The sequence below is a fragment of the Saccharothrix sp. NBAS 001 genome (genome assembly GCF_056640475.1).
On sequence record NZ_CM153251.1, the window covers coordinates 9,269,864 to 9,288,134 of the forward strand.

The 18,271-nt window shown below is 69.0% G+C and carries 20 protein-coding genes; all 20 read left to right on the forward strand.

Annotated elements, in window-relative coordinates:
* Positions 1-542 precede the first annotated feature (542 nt).
* The 20 genes from AC0HI0_RS41790 (at position 543) to AC0HI0_RS41885 (ending at position 18,268) form a co-directional block, all read left to right on the forward strand.
* Entirely contained in the window at positions 543-974 is a 432-nt protein-coding gene (locus AC0HI0_RS41790; RefSeq protein WP_480928992.1) for a phage terminase small subunit, read from the forward strand.
* Between the two features lies 1 nt (position 975).
* Entirely contained in the window at positions 976-2,625 is a 1,650-nt protein-coding gene (locus AC0HI0_RS41795) for a hypothetical protein (protein ID WP_480928993.1), read from the forward strand.
* Between the two features lie 9 nt (positions 2,626-2,634).
* Positions 2,635-2,862 carry a hypothetical protein gene (locus AC0HI0_RS41800; protein WP_480928994.1) on the forward strand — a complete coding sequence of 76 codons (228 nt, stop codon included), beginning with the start codon at positions 2,635-2,637 and terminating at the stop codon, positions 2,860-2,862.
* A 29-nt stretch (positions 2,863-2,891) separates the two neighbouring features.
* Positions 2,892-4,328: a hypothetical protein gene (locus tag AC0HI0_RS41805; protein WP_480928995.1), complete on the forward strand. Its 1,437-nt coding sequence runs from the start codon at positions 2,892-2,894 to the stop codon at positions 4,326-4,328.
* A 13-nt stretch (positions 4,329-4,341) separates the two neighbouring features.
* Positions 4,342-4,803 (forward strand): hypothetical protein, encoded by a 462-nt coding sequence (locus AC0HI0_RS41810; RefSeq protein WP_480928996.1) that lies wholly within the window; start codon positions 4,342-4,344, stop codon positions 4,801-4,803.
* 137 nt (positions 4,804-4,940) lie between these two features.
* On the forward strand, positions 4,941-7,508 hold the full coding sequence (locus AC0HI0_RS41815; RefSeq protein WP_480928997.1) for a phage major capsid protein: 2,568 nt from the start codon (positions 4,941-4,943) through the stop codon (positions 7,506-7,508).
* A 60-nt stretch (positions 7,509-7,568) separates the two neighbouring features.
* Positions 7,569-7,982 carry a hypothetical protein gene (locus AC0HI0_RS41820; RefSeq protein ID WP_480928998.1) on the forward strand — a complete coding sequence of 138 codons (414 nt, stop codon included), beginning with the start codon at positions 7,569-7,571 and terminating at the stop codon, positions 7,980-7,982.
* Positions 7,982-8,257, forward strand: a complete 276-nt coding sequence (locus tag AC0HI0_RS41825; RefSeq protein ID WP_480928999.1) for a hypothetical protein — start codon at positions 7,982-7,984, stop codon at positions 8,255-8,257. Before AC0HI0_RS41820 ends, AC0HI0_RS41825 begins: the two co-directional genes overlap by 1 nt.
* 13 nt (positions 8,258-8,270) lie before the next feature.
* A complete protein-coding gene (locus AC0HI0_RS41830; RefSeq protein WP_480929000.1) occupies positions 8,271-9,230 on the forward strand; it encodes a hypothetical protein in 960 nt (319 codons plus the stop codon).
* The gene (locus tag AC0HI0_RS41835; protein WP_480929001.1) at positions 9,230-9,691 is read left to right on the forward strand and encodes a hypothetical protein; all 462 of its coding nucleotides are present in this window, start codon (positions 9,230-9,232) and stop codon (positions 9,689-9,691) included. The genes AC0HI0_RS41830 and AC0HI0_RS41835 overlap by 1 nt, the downstream gene beginning before the upstream one ends.
* A 13-nt stretch (positions 9,692-9,704) precedes the next feature.
* Positions 9,705-9,884 (forward strand): DUF7302 family protein, encoded by a 180-nt coding sequence (locus tag AC0HI0_RS41840; protein WP_480929002.1) that lies wholly within the window; start codon positions 9,705-9,707, stop codon positions 9,882-9,884.
* Between the two features lie 3 nt (positions 9,885-9,887).
* A complete protein-coding gene (locus AC0HI0_RS41845; protein ID WP_480929003.1) occupies positions 9,888-10,859 on the forward strand; it encodes a phage tail tube protein in 972 nt (323 codons plus the stop codon).
* A gap of 14 nt (positions 10,860-10,873) precedes the next feature.
* The gene (locus tag AC0HI0_RS41850; RefSeq protein WP_480929004.1) at positions 10,874-11,440 is read left to right on the forward strand and encodes a hypothetical protein; all 567 of its coding nucleotides are present in this window, start codon (positions 10,874-10,876) and stop codon (positions 11,438-11,440) included.
* A gap of 14 nt (positions 11,441-11,454) precedes the next feature.
* The gene (locus AC0HI0_RS41855) at positions 11,455-11,859 is read left to right on the forward strand and encodes a hypothetical protein (RefSeq protein ID WP_480929005.1); all 405 of its coding nucleotides are present in this window, start codon (positions 11,455-11,457) and stop codon (positions 11,857-11,859) included.
* Between the two features lie 101 nt (positions 11,860-11,960).
* Positions 11,961-14,474 carry a hypothetical protein gene (locus tag AC0HI0_RS41860; RefSeq protein WP_480929006.1) on the forward strand — a complete coding sequence of 838 codons (2,514 nt, stop codon included), beginning with the start codon at positions 11,961-11,963 and terminating at the stop codon, positions 14,472-14,474.
* 3 nt (positions 14,475-14,477) lie between these two features.
* Entirely contained in the window at positions 14,478-15,350 is an 873-nt protein-coding gene (locus AC0HI0_RS41865) for a phage distal tail protein (RefSeq protein ID WP_480929007.1), read from the forward strand.
* Position 15,351: 1 nt separating this feature from the next.
* Complete coding sequence (locus tag AC0HI0_RS41870) at positions 15,352-16,473, forward strand: Gp37-like protein (protein WP_480929008.1); 1,122 nt, start codon at positions 15,352-15,354, stop codon at positions 16,471-16,473.
* A 2-nt stretch (positions 16,474-16,475) separates the two neighbouring features.
* Positions 16,476-17,429, forward strand: coding sequence for a hypothetical protein (locus AC0HI0_RS41875; protein ID WP_480929009.1), 954 nt, complete (start codon positions 16,476-16,478; stop codon positions 17,427-17,429).
* Positions 17,430-17,510: 81 nt separating this feature from the next.
* Positions 17,511-17,927, forward strand: a complete 417-nt coding sequence (locus tag AC0HI0_RS41880; protein WP_480929010.1) for a hypothetical protein — start codon at positions 17,511-17,513, stop codon at positions 17,925-17,927.
* The gene (locus AC0HI0_RS41885) at positions 17,924-18,268 is read left to right on the forward strand and encodes a hypothetical protein (RefSeq protein ID WP_480929011.1); all 345 of its coding nucleotides are present in this window, start codon (positions 17,924-17,926) and stop codon (positions 18,266-18,268) included. The genes AC0HI0_RS41880 and AC0HI0_RS41885 overlap by 4 nt, the downstream gene beginning before the upstream one ends.
* The last annotated feature ends 3 nt before the right edge of the window (positions 18,269-18,271 follow it).

The following is an 18,271-nucleotide window of genomic DNA, read 5'->3' on the forward strand; positions in this document are numbered from 1 at the left end:
CCCTGCCTCGACTGTGGCCGGCTCTCCCCGCAGACGCGGTGCGCCACCTGCCGCTCGGCGCTCAACCGGGCACGCGACGCAGCGCGCGGCACCTCGACCGAGCGCGGCTACGGCCACGCCTACCGGGTGCGCCGTGCTGAGACGCTCGCGGACGCCGGGCACTGCACCCGGTGCGGCGAGGCGTTCACCCCATCCAACCCGGCGACGGGCGGCCACGTCATCCCACTGCGGACGCTGAAGCGGTCGGACCGCAGGGCATCGGCGACCACTGCCGAGCTGCGGCCCGAGTGCGCACGATGCAACTACGGCAGGGTCGGCGACCGGACAGCAGGACGGGAGTAGCCGGACGCAGTCGACGCGGGAGTCGCCGCCGCCGGTGTCGTGACCTGCGGAGACGCAGTTGACCATGCTCTGACCTGCGGGTATGGGTACCCCCGGGTGCAAGTCCCTCGTGACCTGCGGCAACGGGACCCTCTGCAAACCCTCCAAAGATTGTGTACGGGTCTGGCCCGGAACGGGTCCTGTGGAGGGTGGTGATCGGCATGGCAGGGAAGGGCTTGCCCCCGAAGGACCCCGAGAAGCGTCGCCGGCGCAACGCCGACCCGATTCCGACGGCGGAGATCACCCAGGACGACGAGCTGCGCGGCCCCGAGTTGCCGGACGTGCTCGGCGACGAGGAGTGGCACCCACAGACCCGCCGGTGGTGGGAGACGTGGCGCGGAAGCGCCCAGGCGCAGACGTTCCTCGACACCGACTGGGACTTCCTGCTCGACACCGCGCTGATGCACCACACGATGTGGTCGAAGGGCAGGTGGGAGTTCGCGGCCGAGCTGAGGCTGCGCTCGGCGAAGTTCGGTGCCACACCGGAAGACCGCGCACGCCTGCGGATGAAGGTCACCGAGCCCGAGGGCCCGTCGTCGACGGAGGGGAAGGCCGGGTCGTCGCGCTACTCGCACCTGAGGGTGGCGAAGTAGCGTGCCGTGGCGGGGCCCGGAGTTCGACGGCGACTTCCCGTCGCTGGGCTGGCAGCTGCTGGAGTGGTGGGCGGAGTACCTGCCGAACCCGCGGGACTCCGGCTCGCCCTTGATCTTCACCGACGACCAGGCGCGCAGCATCGTGGAGTGGCACTCCGTCGACCCCACTACCGGGAGGATGGTCTACCGCCGCGGTGCGTCGCGCAGGTCGAAGGGGATCGGCAAGTCACCGGTGCGCGGTGCGGACGGCATCGCCGCGTTGGCCGGGCCGATCGTGTTCGACGGCTGGGACGCCCACGGCGAGCCCGTGGGGCGACCGCTGGGCACTCGGGCGGGCGACCCGGATCCGTGGGTGCAGATCGCGGCGGTGAGCGAGGACCAGACGGAGAATACGTACTCGGCGCTCCACGCCTTCCTCACCGCGAACGACGGCCGGGCTGCCGACGAGTTGCGCATCGACGTCGGCCTGACGCGCTGCTATCTGCGCGACCGCAAGGGACGCCTGGAACCGGTGACGGCGTCGGCCGGTTCCCGTGAGGGCCAGCCGGTGACGTACGCGGTGATGGACGAGACGCACTTGTGGACTCCCCGCAACGGTGGGGTCCGGTTGGCGCGGACGATCCGGCGCAACGTGGCGAAAATGGGTGGCCGCACCTACGAGACCACCAACTCGTTCGTGCCCGGCGAGGAGTCGGTGGCCGAGGGGACGCACAAGTCGTTCGAGAAGGGCGCGGCCGGTGTCTACTACGACGCCGTCGAGGCGCCGCTGGTGAAGGAGGACGACTCCGACGAGACCCTGAAGGCCGCCTTGCGGGTGGCGTACGGGGATGCGTGGTGGGTCGACCTCGACCGGCTGGTGGCGGACATCCGGGATCCGGAGACGCCGTGGGAGGACTCCTGCCGGTTCTTCTTCAACTGGAACGTGGACGACCGGCACAAGGCGGTCGACCGCAAGCGGTGGGAGCTGCTCGGCCCCGGCGAGGGCGTGGTGAGCCCCGAGCCTGCGGCGGGCACACGGATCGGGCTGGGGTTCGACGGGTCCATCTCGGACGACACGACGGCGCTGATCGCCACCGCGCTGGTGGACGGGAAGAAGCACCAGTTCCCGATCGAGATCTGGTCCCGCCCGGAGGGCGCTCCGAGGCACTGGCGGATTCCGCGCGGTGACGTGAAGCGTCGTGTCGCCGAGGCGTTCGCCTACTGGGACGTGGGTTTGATGCTGTGCGACCCGGCCAAGTGGCAGACGGAGATCGAGGACTGGGCCGAGGAGTTCGGCGAGGACCGGGTGGTGTTCTTCGACACCAACCAGCCGACCCGGATGTCCCGCGCCTGCGACCGGTTCGACGTGGCCCTCGCGGAGGGCAGCTACTCGCACGACGGGTCGAAGGTGTTCTCCGACCACGTTCTCGCCATGCATCGCCGCAAGGTGCGGGTACGGGACGCGGACGACGACGGCCGCACGAAGTGGGTGTTCGTCAAGGGTCCGGACCGGGCCAAGATCGACGCCGGTATCGGAGGGGTCCTGTCGCTGGAGGCGTTCGACACCATGCCGCCCGCGCCACCACCGCCGCCACCACCGGCCACAGCGAGATCCGCACCCGCTGGGCACGACCACAACCTGTTCCGCCCGTCGGAGCGGCTGAGCATCTAGGAGTTCTTCATGGTGACCGTGCGGATCCCCGTGCCGTCGAGCCTTTTGATCGTCAATCTGCTCGGCCTGTTCGGTCTGATCGGAATCTCGCTGGCGGTCGGCGGGCTTACCGGGAACTGGTGGTGGTCGCTGCTGACTGCCTCCGTCTCTGCGGTCGGGCTGTCGATGGTCGCGGCCACCCACGCCGCGGCCGAGCAGCCGGTGGCCCAGCCGACCCCGTTGTCCCGGACCGCGTGACCGACTCGGCGACCGACGGGGGGTGACCCATGCGATCGTGGCTCGTCCCCGCCCGGAGGGCGACGGAGGCGTCGCCCGCGCAGATCGTGGCCAGTGGCGCGGCGGGAGGCGCGTGGGGCGGCGACCCGGTTGACCCCGGCGAACCCGGCTGGCGTCCGGCGGGTTCGGCCGGTCGGCAGGTGCCACCGTGGACGCAGGAGAAGGCGCGGATCCACAGCGTGGCGGCCTACCGGATCAACCCGATGGCGCGCGCGATCATCGACACCTACACGTCGTTCTGCGTCGGCGATTCCGGGGTCTCGTACACGGTGAACAACCCGGACGTCCGCGCGGTGGTCGACGAGTTCTGGACCGACCCCCGCAACAACCTGGCGGGCATCCAGGAGTTGCTGCTGCGGGACCAGATGCTCAACGGCGAGACGCTCCTGGAGCTGATGACCGGCAGGGGATCCGGGGTCACCCGGTTCTCCCCGATCGACCCGACGATCATCCAGGATGTGACCCTGTTCAGGGGCAATCCGTTGTGGCCGGACGAGATCGTGTTCCAGTCGGACTCGGGCCGGTCGACCAAGAGGGTCGTGGCGGTGGACGACGGCACCGGCCTGCGCTCCGGCGAGGTCATGTTCTGGACGCCGAACAAGACGCTGGTCACCGACAAGCGGTCGATGCCCTTCCTGTCGCCCGTGCTGGACTGGCTCGACTCCTACGACACGGTGCTGTCCAACCTGATCGATCGGACCGCGCTGATGCGCTACCTCGTCTGGGATGTCACGGTCGCGGGCGGCCAGAAGGAAGTAGACGCGTTCGTCCAGGCACGCGGCGGGCAGCACGTTCCACGCTCGGGGACCATCGAGGTCCACAACGAGAGCGTTACGTGGGAGGCGAAGAACGTCCAGACAGGTGCCTACGAGGACTCGGCCGCCGCGAAGTCGGTGCTCACCCTCGTGGCAGGCGGTAGCGGTCTGGCCAAGACCTGGTTGGCAGAGCCGGAGGACGCCAACCGGGCCACCTCGTTGACGATGGCCGAGCCGGTTCGCCGCCGGGTGCAGGGCGTGCAGAAGACGTGGCTGTCGTACAACGCCGAGTTGACCCGCTACGCGGTCGACCAGGCTGTGGCGGCCAGCAGGCTCAAGCCGACGGTCGAGGCGACGGACCCGAAGACCGGCGAGAAGTACACGATCCGCGCGGCTCAGGCGGTCACCGTGACCGGCCCCGAAGTGGCTGCGGCGGACGCGCAGATCACCGCGCAGGTGCTGCTCAACCTCAGCACCGGCCTGGAGAAGTTGGTGTCGATCGGCGCGATGACTCCCGCCGCGGCGGCGGTCGCGGCCCGCAAGGGCTGGGAGGACTACATGGGCATCCCGTACTCGGCCGACCTCGGCAAGCCCGACGCGAACCCGGACGACGTGGCCACCGCCGTGGACGACGCGGCGAGCAAGCACCTGCGGTCGGTCAAGAACTCCTGACCTTGGAGGTCTCATGGAACGCGGCGATGTCGCGCGCCTGTTCAACGTCGCCGACGCGGAGGTGCACCACTACCTCGTCAACGACGACAGTGTCTCGGTCGTGCTGACCGGGAACGTGGCGAGGCTGTGGACCCCGGACGGGATCTTCGCGGTCAACGAATGCCCGCAGAACCGCGCGTTTCGGCGACTGCCCGACGACCTGCTGGCGCGCGGCGGCTTCTTCACCGAAGAGCCGGTCTACTGGGTAGGGGAACGCGGCCCAGAGCCGGTCCTCGTACCGGCCGAGCCCACGGTCGACGACTCCGACCCGGGGGACGAGGGGGAGGACGTCGTGCCCGACGGCACCGCCGATCAAGTGCTGTCCTGGGTGGATGGAGACCCGGACCGTGCGGCGCGCGCGATTGAGGCCGAGGAGAAGCGGGACAAGCCCCGCACCGTCCTCCTGACGAACCTCAAGCGGGTGGCGTCGTCGTGACCGGCACCCATCCCGACGAACTGTGCGACGACCCCACGTGCGGCGTCTGCAACCAGCGCCGCGCCGGGAACGGGTTCCGCGCCGTGCCATCGGAACGCTGTCCCACGTGCGGGCACGTGTGCGAGAAGGGAGACGCGTTGCGCGTCACCGAGACCACGGCGGAGGCGACGGTACCCCTGGGTGTCGAGTACGCGGATCCCGGCCTCCAGGGAGACGAGAAGCCCCGCCTGCCGCTGAAGACCGAAGCGCAGGTGCGCAAGGCGTGGGACTGGATCAACCAGGCCCGCAACGCCACCAACTACAGCCCGGCCGACTGGAAGAAGGTCAAGGCCCGGGTGAAGGCGGCGATGAAGCGCCTGGACATCGCCGTGTCCGAGAACTCGGTCACCGAGGCCCGCATCAACGGTCAGAGGTCGTTCGACGACCTGCGCGAACTGGTCCGCAAGGCGGTCCGTAACCGGCCGCAGTCCGATGTGGACGCCTACTGCTGGGTGTACATCGTCGACATTTCCGACTCCGACGTCGTCTACATGGCCGAGGGGGACCGGCTCTACCAGTGCACCTGGACATTGTCCGGAGACACGGTCGAGCTGGGCGAGGAGATCGAGGTCGAGCGCACCTACGCGCCCGCCGCCTCGGACGCCCCTCCGGCGGAGACCGGCGCCACGGAGGTGCGCGCGGCGGTCGAGGCGCCTGGTGCGCGGGTCATCGAGGCGAAGGGGACGGACGCGCAGGGCAACCGGGTCTTCCGGGTCCAGATCATCGCCTACGGCGACTCCAAGAACGCCCGCCGCTACCCCGAGGCGGTGATGCGCGCCGCCGCCCCGCTCTACGAGGGCGCGAAGGCGTACGACCACCACCGCACCGAGGAGGAGATGCGGACGGGCACCATCGGCGGTCTCGTCGGCTACTACCGCAACTCGGCCGCCGGAACGTCCGGCATCGAAGCCGACCTGCACCTCCTGCCGTCCGCGGTACACGCCGCCGAAGCGCTGGACGCTGCGGTCGAGCAGGGCGGGGACAGCCCGCTGGTCGGCATCAGCCACGACGTGTACGCGAAGTTCAGGCCGGTCCAGGAGAACGGCCGGCAGATCCAGGAGGCCACCGAGATCACCTCGGTGAACTCCGCAGACGTCGTCTCCCACCCCGCCGCCGGCGGCAAGGCCACCCGCGTGGTGGCGGGAGGCATCGAAACCCCCGAGGACAGGGTGTCCGAGGGTGAGAGCACAGAGGAGTCTGACGTGCCTGTCAAGCGCGAAGACGTGCTCGCCGCGTTCAAGGAGGCCACGGACGAGGAACTCGCCGTGGTCGGCCTTGTGAGGGCAGGCACGCCGAGTTCCACGCCCGAGCCCGTGGCGGAGACCGTCCAGCCGGAGAAGACCACGGAGGCCGGCCAGCCGAAGGACTCGTTCCTCGGCCGGCTGATGATCAAGCAGAAGGTGCAGGACGCCGAGCTGCCGTCCTCCGCGGTGGAGTCCATCACCGCGTCGCTCCCCGATCGTATCGGCGAGGCCGACGTGGACGCGCAGATCGCCGTGTTCAAGTCGGTGATCGCCAGCCTGGAGCGTTCCGACCTCACCCCCCGGGTCGCCTCCACGACGGTGACCCAGGAGACGCGAGAGAAGAAGCTCTCGGCGCTGGACGCGTTCTTCGCCGGCGACTACGCCAACGGCTACCGGTCGTTCCGCGAGGCGTACATCGACTACACCGGCCACACGCCGAAGTCGCTGGGCGAAGACCTCAACCGCACCATCGTGCGGGAGTCCATCGTGGCCTACGACTCCGCCATGCGGGCCGCGGAGTCCGCCGACACCACCACCTGGGCGCAGGCGCTGGGCGACTCGATCACGCGGCGCATGGTGGCGCTCTACAGCCAGCCGTCACTCCAGACGTGGCGGTCGATCGTGTCCAGTGTCGTGCCGGTCAACGACTTCCGCACCCAGCGGGTCGCCCGCGTCGGCGGGTACGGCCTGCTGCCGACGGTGAACCAGGGCGGCGTCTACCAGCCCCTCACCACTCCGGACGACGAGGAAGTCACCTACGCGCTGGCCAAGAAGGGCGGCACGGAGGACGTCACGATGGAGATGATCGCCAACGACGACGTCCGCGCCATCCAGCAGATCCCGGCCAAGCTGGGCCTGGCGGCAGCGCAGACGCTGTTCCGGTTCGTGTGGGACACCCTCAACGACAACCCGGCCATCTACGACGGCGTGACGCTGTTCCACGCCACGCACGGCAACACCGCGTCCGCCACGCTGTCGCAGTCGGCGCTGTCCGCGGCGCGCGCGGCGATGCGCTCCCAGGCTGCCTACGGCGACAGCAGCAACATCCTGTCGCTGGTGCCGAAGAAGCTCGTCGTGGTCAACGACCTGGAGGAGTTGGCCTTCCAGCTCTCCACCAGCGCCGTGGCGATCCCCGCCACTCCGGCCGGCCCGTCGGACACCCCGAACATCCACGCCGGCCTGGAGCCGATCGTCGTGGACTACTGGGCGTCGACCACGAAGTGGATCCTCGTCGCCGACCCGGCGATGTGCCCGACGTTCGAACTGGGCTTCTACCGCGGCCAGGAGCTGCCGGAGCTGTTCACCCAGTCCGACCCGAACACCGGCAGCACGTTCAACGCCGACAAGGTCACCTACAAGGTGCGCCACATCTACTCCGGCGCGGTCCTGGACTACCGGGGCTTCTACCGCGGCAACAGCTGATCGGCCGTCGCGCCCCCGGGTCGACCGGGGGCGCTCCCTTCCCACTCGCAGGAGTTCTCAGTGTCAATCCAGGACAAGGAGCTGCGCGGCGACCGGATCTTCGTCGTCGCGATCGCCGGCCAGGGCACCGCTGGCACCGCCGACGAGTTCACCGCTTTCGTGGCTCCGTTCAACTGCAAGGTCGTCGCCGTCAAGTGGGTGCCCACCGCAGCCGTTACGGCCAACGGCAGCAACTACTTCACCCTCACCCTGCGCAACCGCGGCGCGGCGGGCTCCGGCACCGCCCTGCCCGCGCAGCGCGCCTACTCGGCAACGAACTCGACGGCGTTCGTCTCCGAGAACGCCACCCTGTCCGGCACGGCGACGGACCTCAACATCGCCGCAGGCGACGTGCTGACCGTGGAGAAGCTCGTCACCGGCACCGGTTTGGCCATGCCCGACGGCACCGTGCAGGTCCACGTCCAGGCGCGCTGATGACGGCCCCGGCGACGCCGGTCAATGTCACCGGCACCGGCACCGTCTACTCCACCGCCTGCACCTACCGGGGACTGTCCATCCGGGACACGAGCGGATCGACGAACACGGTGACCGTCTACGACAACACCTCGGCGTCCGGCACGGTCGTCGCCTCGTTCCAACTCGCGGCCAACGCCTCGGCCCTGGACAACGTCACCGGCGGCCTGCGGTGCGTCAACGGCGTCCACCTCGTGTCCACCGGAGCGATCGTCGGCAGCGTCCGCGTCGGTTGACAGGAGGTGACCCGTGCCGCTCACCCGAGTCGCGAGAACGGCCGCAGCCACCCTCGCCCACACCTTCACCGTGGACGAGATCGGCACCGATTCCACGACCACCGTGACCGTCGCGGCCACGTCGGCTGGCGGCACGAGTGTCGCCTCCGGCAACGCAACCTCGGCCGGGCAGGGCCGGTACACCTTCCCCCTGCCCGGCCAGGCCGCACTGAACCTGCTCGCCGTCTCCTGGTCGGCGACGATCGCTGGCACGGCGGTGACGGAATCCGACACGGTGGAGATCGTCGGCGGGTTCTTCTTCACCCTTCAGGAGGGACGCAACTCGGACACCTCCCTGGGCGACCCCGGCAAATACCCGACCGCCGACCTCGCGACCGCCAGGACCGAGGTCGAGGTGGAGTGCGAGGAAATCTGCGACCGGAGCTTCGTCCCACGCTACGGCCGAGCGGTCCTCGACGGTACCGGCACGACAGGGCTCGTCCTGCCGGGCGTCAACGACCTGCGGGCGATCAGGTCCGTGTCGATGGCGTCCCGGGCCGACGGCACGTTCGTGCCGCTCACCGGGCCCGAGCTGGCGGCACTCGTGGCCAATTCGGACCGGACCCTGGAGCGGGTCGACGGTCGCCTCTGGACCGAAGGGCGCGGCAACGTGATCGTCGAATACGAGCACGGCCTCGACTCCCCGCCCGCGGACCTGCGACGCGCCGCCCTGGTGCGACTCAAGTCGACCCTCAACGTCAACAAGAGCAGCATCCCCGACCGCGCGCTGTCCTACACCACCGGTGACGGAACCTCCTACCGGCTCAGCCTCCCGGCCGCCTACCGCACCGGCATCCCCTACGTGGACGGCATCTACAGCCGCTACTCGCTGCGCGCCGGCGAGGACACCGACGGAGGCGTCGGCCAGCCCGCGTCCCGCCGGCTCGACTTCGACCCCCAGTACCACTCGATCTTCCACGGAGGTCGACGCTGATGGCCAGCACCGTCGCGGTCGCGGTCAAGCGCGCACTGATCGACCGACTCGCCGAGCGCTTCGCTGGCACCGGCGTCCAGGTCTCCTACCACTACCCCGGTGACGACCCGCAGCGCGAACTCATCCACGCCGGTCGCGTGGAAGGCACCCAGGATTACTCGTTGATGCGCGCCACCGGCAACTGGCCACGCGACGAGGAACTGACCTTCCGTCTGCACGTCGTGGTCAACAAGCCGGGCGCGGAACCCCACGAGGTCGAGGAGCGCTGCGTCGAACTCGGCAGGGAAGCCGAAGACCTCATCGCCTCGGACCCGACCCTCGACATCGCCGCCCAACTCGGACCGACCGCCCAGATCATCTACGTCGGCGTCTCCGCGATCGACCTCGACTCGGACTCCGACGACGACGGCGCGATCGGCGTCTACACCCTCGACATCCAGATCAAGTCCCGCATCCGCTGACCCAGGAGTCACCGTGCGTGTCACCTACACCGGCCCGATCGACGCGGTCGAGCTGCCCCAGACCGGAGCCGTGGTGAAGCGCGGCGACACGGTCGACGTCCCCGACGAACTTGGCGCTTCCCTCGTCGAGCAGTCCTGCTGGGACGAGGACAAGCCGAAGACGAAGCCCGCCAACGAGAAGAAGGAGGGCTGATCCATGGCGATCCCATCGGGCCTGAGCGCCCAGTTGATGACCGCCGAGGAATCCACCTACGGCACGCCTGTCACGCCCGACCGCGGCTTCGAGGTCCGCGACGAATCGTTGAAGCTGGAGATCGAGCGTCTGGAGTCCACCGCTCTCCGGTCCGGCACGCGGGTGCCGCGGTCCGACAGGTGGGCGAGCGGGAAGCGCAACGTCACCGGCGACATCACCCTGGACCTGCTCAACAAGTCCCAGGGCCGTTGGTGGAAGCACATGTTCGGCGGCGTGGTCACCTCTCAGCCGAACTCCGGCTCGGCACCGACGGTGTACCTGCACACCTTCACGCCCGGGGATCTCCCGGTGGGTCAGACGATCCAGGTCGGACGGCCGGACGTCGGCGGCACCGTCAGGCCGTTCACCTACCACGGGTGCCGCGTCAGCAGCTGGGAACTCGCCTGCGCTGTCGGCGACATCGCCTCGCTCAAGTTGTCGGTCCTCGGCGAGGACGAGGACACCGCCACCGCCCTTGCGTCGATCAGTTACCCCGCCGGGTCGTCGATGATGACGTTCATCCACGGCTCGGTCTCCATCGGCGGGAGCCCCGCGAACATCAAGAGCGCCACCGTCACCGGGAACAACGGCTTGGCGGAGGACCGGTACTTCCTCGGTTCGGCGCTGCGCAAGACCCCCGTGGAGAACGCGCTTCGCGACTACAGCGGCTCGTTCGAGGCCGAGTTCGAAGACCTCACCGCCTACAACCGGTTCGTCAACGGCACCGAGGCCGCCGTGGTCCTGCTGTTCCAGGGCGCAACCATCGCCTCGACCTACAAGTACGAGGTCAAGGTCACGATGAACGTCCGTTTCGACGGCGAGACCCCGAACGTCGGCGGTCCGGAGATCGTCGCGCAGAACCTGCCGTGGAAGGTCGTCGACGACGGCACCAACTCCATCAAGGTCGAGTACCAGACCACCGACACCACCCCGTAGCAAGGGAGGTCACGGTGGCCGGCAAGACGATCCAGATCGCCGGGACCGACGAGTTGAAACGCGTCTCGAAGGCGCTGCGTGAAGCGGGCAAGGGCGGAATCGCCCGGGAGATGGCCAAAGGGCTCCGCGAAGGGGCCCGGCCGCTGGTCGAGGACGCACAACAGCGCGTACGCGGGCTGGCCGTCACCGGCGGGCGCGGCGGCGCGTCGGCCAGAGCCGCACGCGCCGCCAAGGCGCTCGGCCGAAGGAAGGCACCCTCTGAGCGGCTGAAGCTCAAGGCGCACAGGGGATCCGGCCTGCGGGCCACCGTCGCCCGCGCGACCAACGTCACGGTGTCGTCCTCGGCTCGGTCCGCGTCGATGCGACTGCGGGCGCAGCAGGCCAAGATGCCCGCCGACCAGCGCAAGCTGCCGCGCTATCTGAACACCGGCCGCTGGCGGCACCCGACGTTCGGCCGCGACCCGTGGGTCACGCAGACCGCGCCGCCCGCCTGGTTCGACGACGCGGCCGAGGCGAAAGGCCCGCAGGCGCGCGACAACGCCCTCAAGACCGTGGGCGACTACCTGGAACACATCGTGTAGCGAGGGGAATCCGAGTGGCGAAGTTCATCGTGGAGGGGATCGGCGAGTTCCCCTGGGACCCGGACAGACTCAGCGTGATCGAGGCCATCGCACTGGAGAAGGCGACCGGGGCGAAGGTCAACGAGATCGCCGCCGATTTCAACGGCTACAACAGCCCCTCCAACACGCGGGGTGCTCTCGGTCTCGGAGCGTTCCTGTGGCTGGCCATGCAGCGCAACAACCACATCATCCCGTTCGCCAAGCTGGCCGAGGTGGATGTCTCGGACATCCAGATCGTCTGGGACGACGAACCTGAGGCGGAACCTGCGGACCCTCCGGTCGCGCCGCCCGCCGCGAAGCCGTCGAGCGGATCGGCGCGAAAGACGGGTTCCTCGCGCCGGAAGTCGCCGAGTACCGAATCTGGTTCTGGACGGCCCTGAATACCAAGCCGTACGAGATGGACCTGCTCGACCTCGCCGACTACCGACTCGGCCGGGCCTACGTGGACGGTGTCCGGGCACAGCGGAAGTAGGTGTTCGCGTTGACGTCCAAAGACTTGACCTTCAACATCTTCGGTCGGGACGTCAACGCCAGCAAGACCCTCGACTCGGTCGGGGACTCCGTCGCGCGCCTGGACAAGCGACTCGACTCGTTCGGGAAAGGCTCGCAGCTCGCGCTCGCCGGCATGGTCGGCGGCAGCGCCGCCGCAGGTGTCGCGGTGGCGGGCTCGCTGGGCCTGGTCACGGCGGGGTTCATCGGGGCGGGCATCGCCCTGGTCGGCTCCTCGGAACGGGTCGGCGGCGCGTGGACGTCGATGCTCCAGGAAGTGAGCGAGGACGCCCACACCGCGGCGGCACCGCTCCAGGGCCCGTTGCAGCAGGCGATCCTCGACCTCACCCGCACATCCCGCTCCCTGCGTGCGCCGATGCAGGAGGCGTTCGTCGCCAGCATTCCCGCGATCGAGTCCCTGACGCGCGGGGTCGACGGGTTCGTTCGAGCTTCGATGCCGGGCCTGCTTACCGCGGTCCGCAGCAGCCAGCCGGTGTTCCGTGGCTTGGAGAGCCTGCTCATCGACACCGGTCACGGCGTGAAAGATTTTTTTGTCAACGTCTCCGGCGGGGCACAGGGCGCCGAGCGTGTCCTCGGCAGTCTCGGCAACATCATCCAAGGGGCACTGGGGTTTGCGGGCAAGGTGCTCGCCGACCTCTCCAACAACGGGGCACCGAGCGTCGAACGGCTCCGCCAAGTCCTCGACCAGCTGTTCCGCGTGATCTCACAACTGTCCGCCGGCGGGTTCCCGGTGCTGTTCACCGCGGCCACTGCCGCGCTGAACGTGCTCAGCGGGGTCCTCGCCGCCGTCGAACCGATCGCGGAGGAGTTCGGCACCCTCATCGGCGTCCTGGTGTCGGTCGCTGCCGCGTTCCGCCTCCTGAGCGGGATCAGCGGAGTGTTCTCCGGGGTCGCAGCCGGAGTCCAGGGGTTCGTGCGCGATGTGCGGTCCGCAGGTGACGAGGCGGGGTCGATCCGGGGCAAGCTCGGTCTCCTCACGAGTTTCGTGGGAGGCCCGTTCGGGATCGCCGTGGGTATCGCCACGACCGCGATCGCCGCGTTCGGGGTCAAGCAGGGAGATGCCGCGCGGCGCACGCAGGATCTCGCCTCCGCGCTGCGTAGCAGCAAGGGGGCGATCGACGACAATGTCCGGTCCGTGGCGGCGAAGAACCTCCAGGAGACCGGCGCGATCGATAAGGCGAAGCGAATCGGCGTCGATCTGTCCGACCTCACCGACGCTTACCTGGGGCAGGGCAAGGCCGTCGCCGACCTGCGAGGCTACCTGAAGGACTACGAGGAGCGTCTCGACGCCCAGGGTGTGCCGTTGCAGCAGAACGCCGCCGACACGCAGAAGCTCGTCGACCAGATGTTCGCCAAGGCCAACGCCGCCAAAGAGATCTTGGCCCTGCTGGAGGACGAGTCCGGCACGAACGCGAAAGCGGTCCAGGACGCCAAGGATCTCGCCGCGGCGATCGGTGAATCGGCCAGGGCATCCGGAGAGCAGACGCTCGCGCACCTGTCGGCGGAGGCCGCGACGACGAGGCTGGCAACGGCGTACAAGACGTTGCAGGACAACGTCGGCGACGCCAACGCGAGACTCTCCGCGTTGCAGACCATCATGGACAAGCTCACCGGGCGCAAGGCGGACTACGAGGAAGCGGTCCAAGGCGTCAACGACACGATGCGCGCCTTGGCCGACCAGTACAAGAACGCGTCGGGAGCGGCGGGACAGTTCGGCGACGCGCTGGTCAACGCTGACGGGTCGGTGAACACCTCGACCGAGGCTGGGTCACGGCTCCAGGACACGATGGTGACGCTGCGCGACGACACGCTGGCCGCGGCGGACGCGATGGCACGCAACGGGGCGACCCAGCAAGAAGTCGAGGGGTTCGTCAACAACGTCCGAGAGTCCTTCATCAAGCAGCGCACCGACATGGGCTACACCCGCGAGGCGGCCGAGGCCCTGGCGAACAAGTACGGCCTGCTGCCGAAGGATGTCACGACGCTGTTCTTTACGCCGAACATCGGCGACCGGATGGCAGCAGTGGACGCGCTGCGCGGCAAGGTCGAGACCCTGCCCGACGGGCACATCATCATCTACGCCGACACGACGAACGCCCAGGGCGAGATCAACCGGGTCATCTCCACCAACGACGGCCGCGTGGTCCGGATCCGCGTCCAGGCGACCGGCGACGTACAGGCCCTCGACGCGGCTGGCAGGTCCGTGGGCCTCGTGGCCCGCGCATCTGGCGGCCCGGTCCTGAAGGGACAGACCTACTGGGTGGGCGAGGAGGGGCCGGAGATCTTCACCGCCACCTCCGACGGCTACATCCACAACGCCAGCGACTCGGCCGCCCTCAGCAAGGCGGATCGCACCTCGGGTAAGGCGATGGCCATGCCCGGCACCACGACGGTGGAGAAGCACTATCACCTCACCGTCGTCAGCAACCGCAGCGACTTGTCCCTTCAGGACGAGTTCGCTCGCATGGAGATGCTCGGGGGGTGACCGGTGTCCGAGATCGTCGTGTGGATCGACCCTGACGGCACGGAGACGGCGCTCCCTGTCGAGTGGAACGCCAACGGCCGGCACGCTCCGCCGGTCGAGATGGAGGAGGACGGTGTGCCCGGACAGCCGGGCACCCGTCTCCGTCAGGTCCGGCACGGGCCGCGTGACTTCGTGCTCCCGCTGTGGGTGGACGAGGTGTCCGCGTCGGCTCTCGCCGTCACGCTGAGGGCGTTGGTCCGGGCGATGAACCCGTTGCGCGGTCCGGGGATCGTCCGCTGCACCACCCCGGTGGGCGACCAGCGGGAGATCCCGTGCACCTACAAGGCCGGTCTGGAGATGGTCGAGAGTCTGGGTGACACCAGCGGCCCGACCACCCAGCGGGCGCCGGTGGTGTTCCGGGCGCACGACCCGTACTGGCGGGACCCGGCGGACACGATAGGCGGGCCGTGGACCGTCGGCGCGTCGCCGGGCAGCTTCTTCCCGTTCTTCCCGCTCCGCCTGTCCAGCAGCGAAATCTTCGCGTCGGTCACCGTGACCAACGCGGGCGATGTCGAGTCGTGGCCGGTGTGGACGATCGTCGGGCCCGGCAGTGCGATCTCCTTGAGGAACTTCACGACGGGCAAGGTGCTGACGCTGTCGACCGGCACGCTCGCGGTGGGCGACACGGTCACGATCGACACCAGGCCGGGCGGTCTGTCGGCGACGCCGAAGACGGTCAGGCACTCCAGCGGCGCGAACTGGTACCCGAACCTGTCCGCCGCGTCGGCGTTCTGGTCTCTGGCCACGGGGGCGAACTCGGTGTCGGTGGAGATGGGCGGCACCACTGCCGCGTCCAGCGTCAGCCTCGCCTACCGGCAACGTTATCTGGGGGTGTGACATGTGGACGATCCACGTCCGCGACCCCGGCAACAGGCGCGTGGCGCTGTTGGAGGACTACCAGAAGCTCGACGCGGTCAAGCGGCTGAACAAGACCGGGGACTGGGCGCTGGACCTGAACGTGGCGAGCGAGGCCGCCCTCATGTTGACCCAGCCCGGGTTCGGCATCGAGGTGGTGCGTGACGAGGACGGCGCGCCGCTGATCTCCGGCCGGGCCAAGAAGATGGGCCGCAAGCGCGACGCCAGCACGAACACGGTGACGATCTTCGGCAAGGACGACGTGTCCCGCCTCGAAGCGCGCATGACCCACCCCCAACCCGCGTCCGCAACCCCGCCCTACTCGACCACGGACTACAACGTGGTCACCAACACCGCATCGACCGTGCTGCTGTCCTACGTCAACGTCAACTGCGGACCGGCGGCGCTGTCCGGGCGCAGGACGCTCACTCTCGCCGCAGACCCGTTGGTGGGTACCAGCGTCACCGGTCGAGGCCGGTGGACGAACCTCCGCGAGTTCCTGGAGGGGCTCGCGCTGGCCGGTGGCGGGTTGGCGTTCGACGTCGTCCAGTCCGGCACCAGCCTGGTGTTCACGCCGTGGATGCCGACCGACAAGTCCGCCACCGTCAAGTTCAGCGTCGATCTTGGGAACATGGAGTCCTACGAGTACGAGATCACCGCGCCCGAGGCGAACTACATCTACGTCGGCGGCGGCGGGGAAGGCACCGCGCGGACCATCCGCGAAGGTGCCGACAACGCATCGATCGCCACCTGGGCGGAGCGGATCGAGGCGTTCGTGGACCGGCGCGACACCTCCGACGCGACCGAACTCGACCAGGAGATCGCCAAGGCACTTCAGGAGAAGGCCGGATCCTCCAGCGTGTCGTTCGTCCCGATCGACCTGGACGGCTCGACCTATCTCGTCGACTACACCCTGGGCGACCGCGTCGCGGCCGTGGTGGACGACACCATCACCGACCTCATCCGCGAAGTACGCATCGTGTCCACCCCGGACTCTTCACGGATCACCCCGTCGATCGGGACGCCCAGCGCCTCCAACGCCCTGGGCATGTTCCGCCGCCTGCGGTCGCTGGAGACACGTACCGCCAAACTGGAACGGAGGTGACCATGCCCGTCGCGGCACACGCCTACGCGCCCTTCGACACCGGCGCGGGAGCGAACTCCATGGAAGCCACGTGGCGCCGGTTCATGGCCTACATGATGAGCAGGTCCACCCCGGGCTCCGGAGTTATCCGAGGGGTGGCCAATGCCAACGAGGTGTACGCGGACAACTCCGGGATGTTGGTCAAGGTCAAGCCCGGCGAGGTGTGGCTCCGCGGTCACTGGGGCGAACTCACGGCGGAGATCACCCTGCCGATCGCCGCCGCCCACGCCACCCTGGCACGGAAGGACCGCGTGATCGTGCGCTGTGATTTCGGCGCCGACCGCATCGAATACGACGTGCTCCCCGGCACCCCGTCGGGATCGCCGGTCGCGCAGAGCCCCACGCAGTCCTCGCTGGTGTGGGAGGTCAGCCTCGCCGTGGTCGACGTACCCGCCCTGGACACCGCGATCGGCGCATCGCAGGTCTCGGACGCCCGCCGCTACATCGACGACTCCGAGCTGATCTCGTTCTCCGTCGGAGACACCACCGTCAACAACACCGCCGTGTTCGCCGACGTCACCTCGCTCCGCCTGCCGGTGTCCGGTAGCGGCTTCTACACGATCGACGGGTTCCTGGAGTACAGCTCCGCGACGGGTGCGGACATCGCGATCGCGCTCAACGTCCCCACCGGCACTGTGGGCCGGCTGCACGGCGGCTCGCTGGACTCCGCGGCGACCGGCATCGTCGGCTCGTACAACATCGGCACCGGACCGCTCACCGGCGTGTCGGGCAACGGCGCCGGTACCGGGACGAGGCTGGTCTCCCGACTGGGCGGGTGGCTCAGACTTCCCGACAGCGCGGCGGGCGGGGCACTGCTCACGGTCACTCCGCAGGTGGCGCAACTGGTGGCCACCGCGTCGGACACCGTGCTCTACGCCGACAGTTGGTTCAAGCTCACCCGCTACCGCGCGAGCTGACTCCGCACGCCATTCCTCCTCTCATCGGCCCTGTCGGGGGGTACGGAGACAGTGATAGTGATCCGCGATGGACAAGACCCCGTGTGGGTCCGCACCGGCGACGAACCCTTCGAAGTGTTCCTCGCCTCGGTCTGCCTGATCTGGGGAGGCGTCTCGATCCCCGGTCTGGGCACGGTGACCGGCAGCAGCGTGACCATCATCCCGGTGTGGGCCGCTTACCTGTTCTACTCCGGGCTCATGGTCGCCTCGGCGATCGTCCTCTACGGCGTCGCCTGGACCCGTGTACGCGATGACCTGTTCGGTCTGGAGATCGAGCGCGCCGGTCTGCTCGGGCTGGCCGGGCTCGCGGTCGCGTACTCGGCGTGGGCGATCGGCGTGTCCGGGTGGCGTGCCACGGCGTTCGCGTTGCTCATGGCCGCCCTGTGGGGCGGGTCGGGTTGGCGGGTGATCCGGATAACCGCCGACCTGAGAGCCGTCGACCGGGCGGGGGAGCCATGAGCCCCGACGTCCTCGCCGGATGGATCGGCGGCTTCGCGGGCGTGACCGGCCTCGTGGCGTCGTTGGCGTCGCTGCTGAAGGTCCGACCGGAAACCCGCAAGACCAAGGCCGACGCGACGAAGGTCATCCAGGACGCCAGCACGGCGTGGGTCCAGGGCGTCAGCCAAGACCTCGGGACGCTGCGCGCGCGGGTCGCCGAACTGGAGCGCAACCAGCGGACCCAGGACGTGCGGCTGCGCACCCACGAACGGTGGGACGAGCAGGCCGTCGCGCAGTTGCGGGCGCAGCGCATCAAGATCCCGGACCCGCCCCCGCTCTACCCCGACCCGACAGCAGCGTGAGGT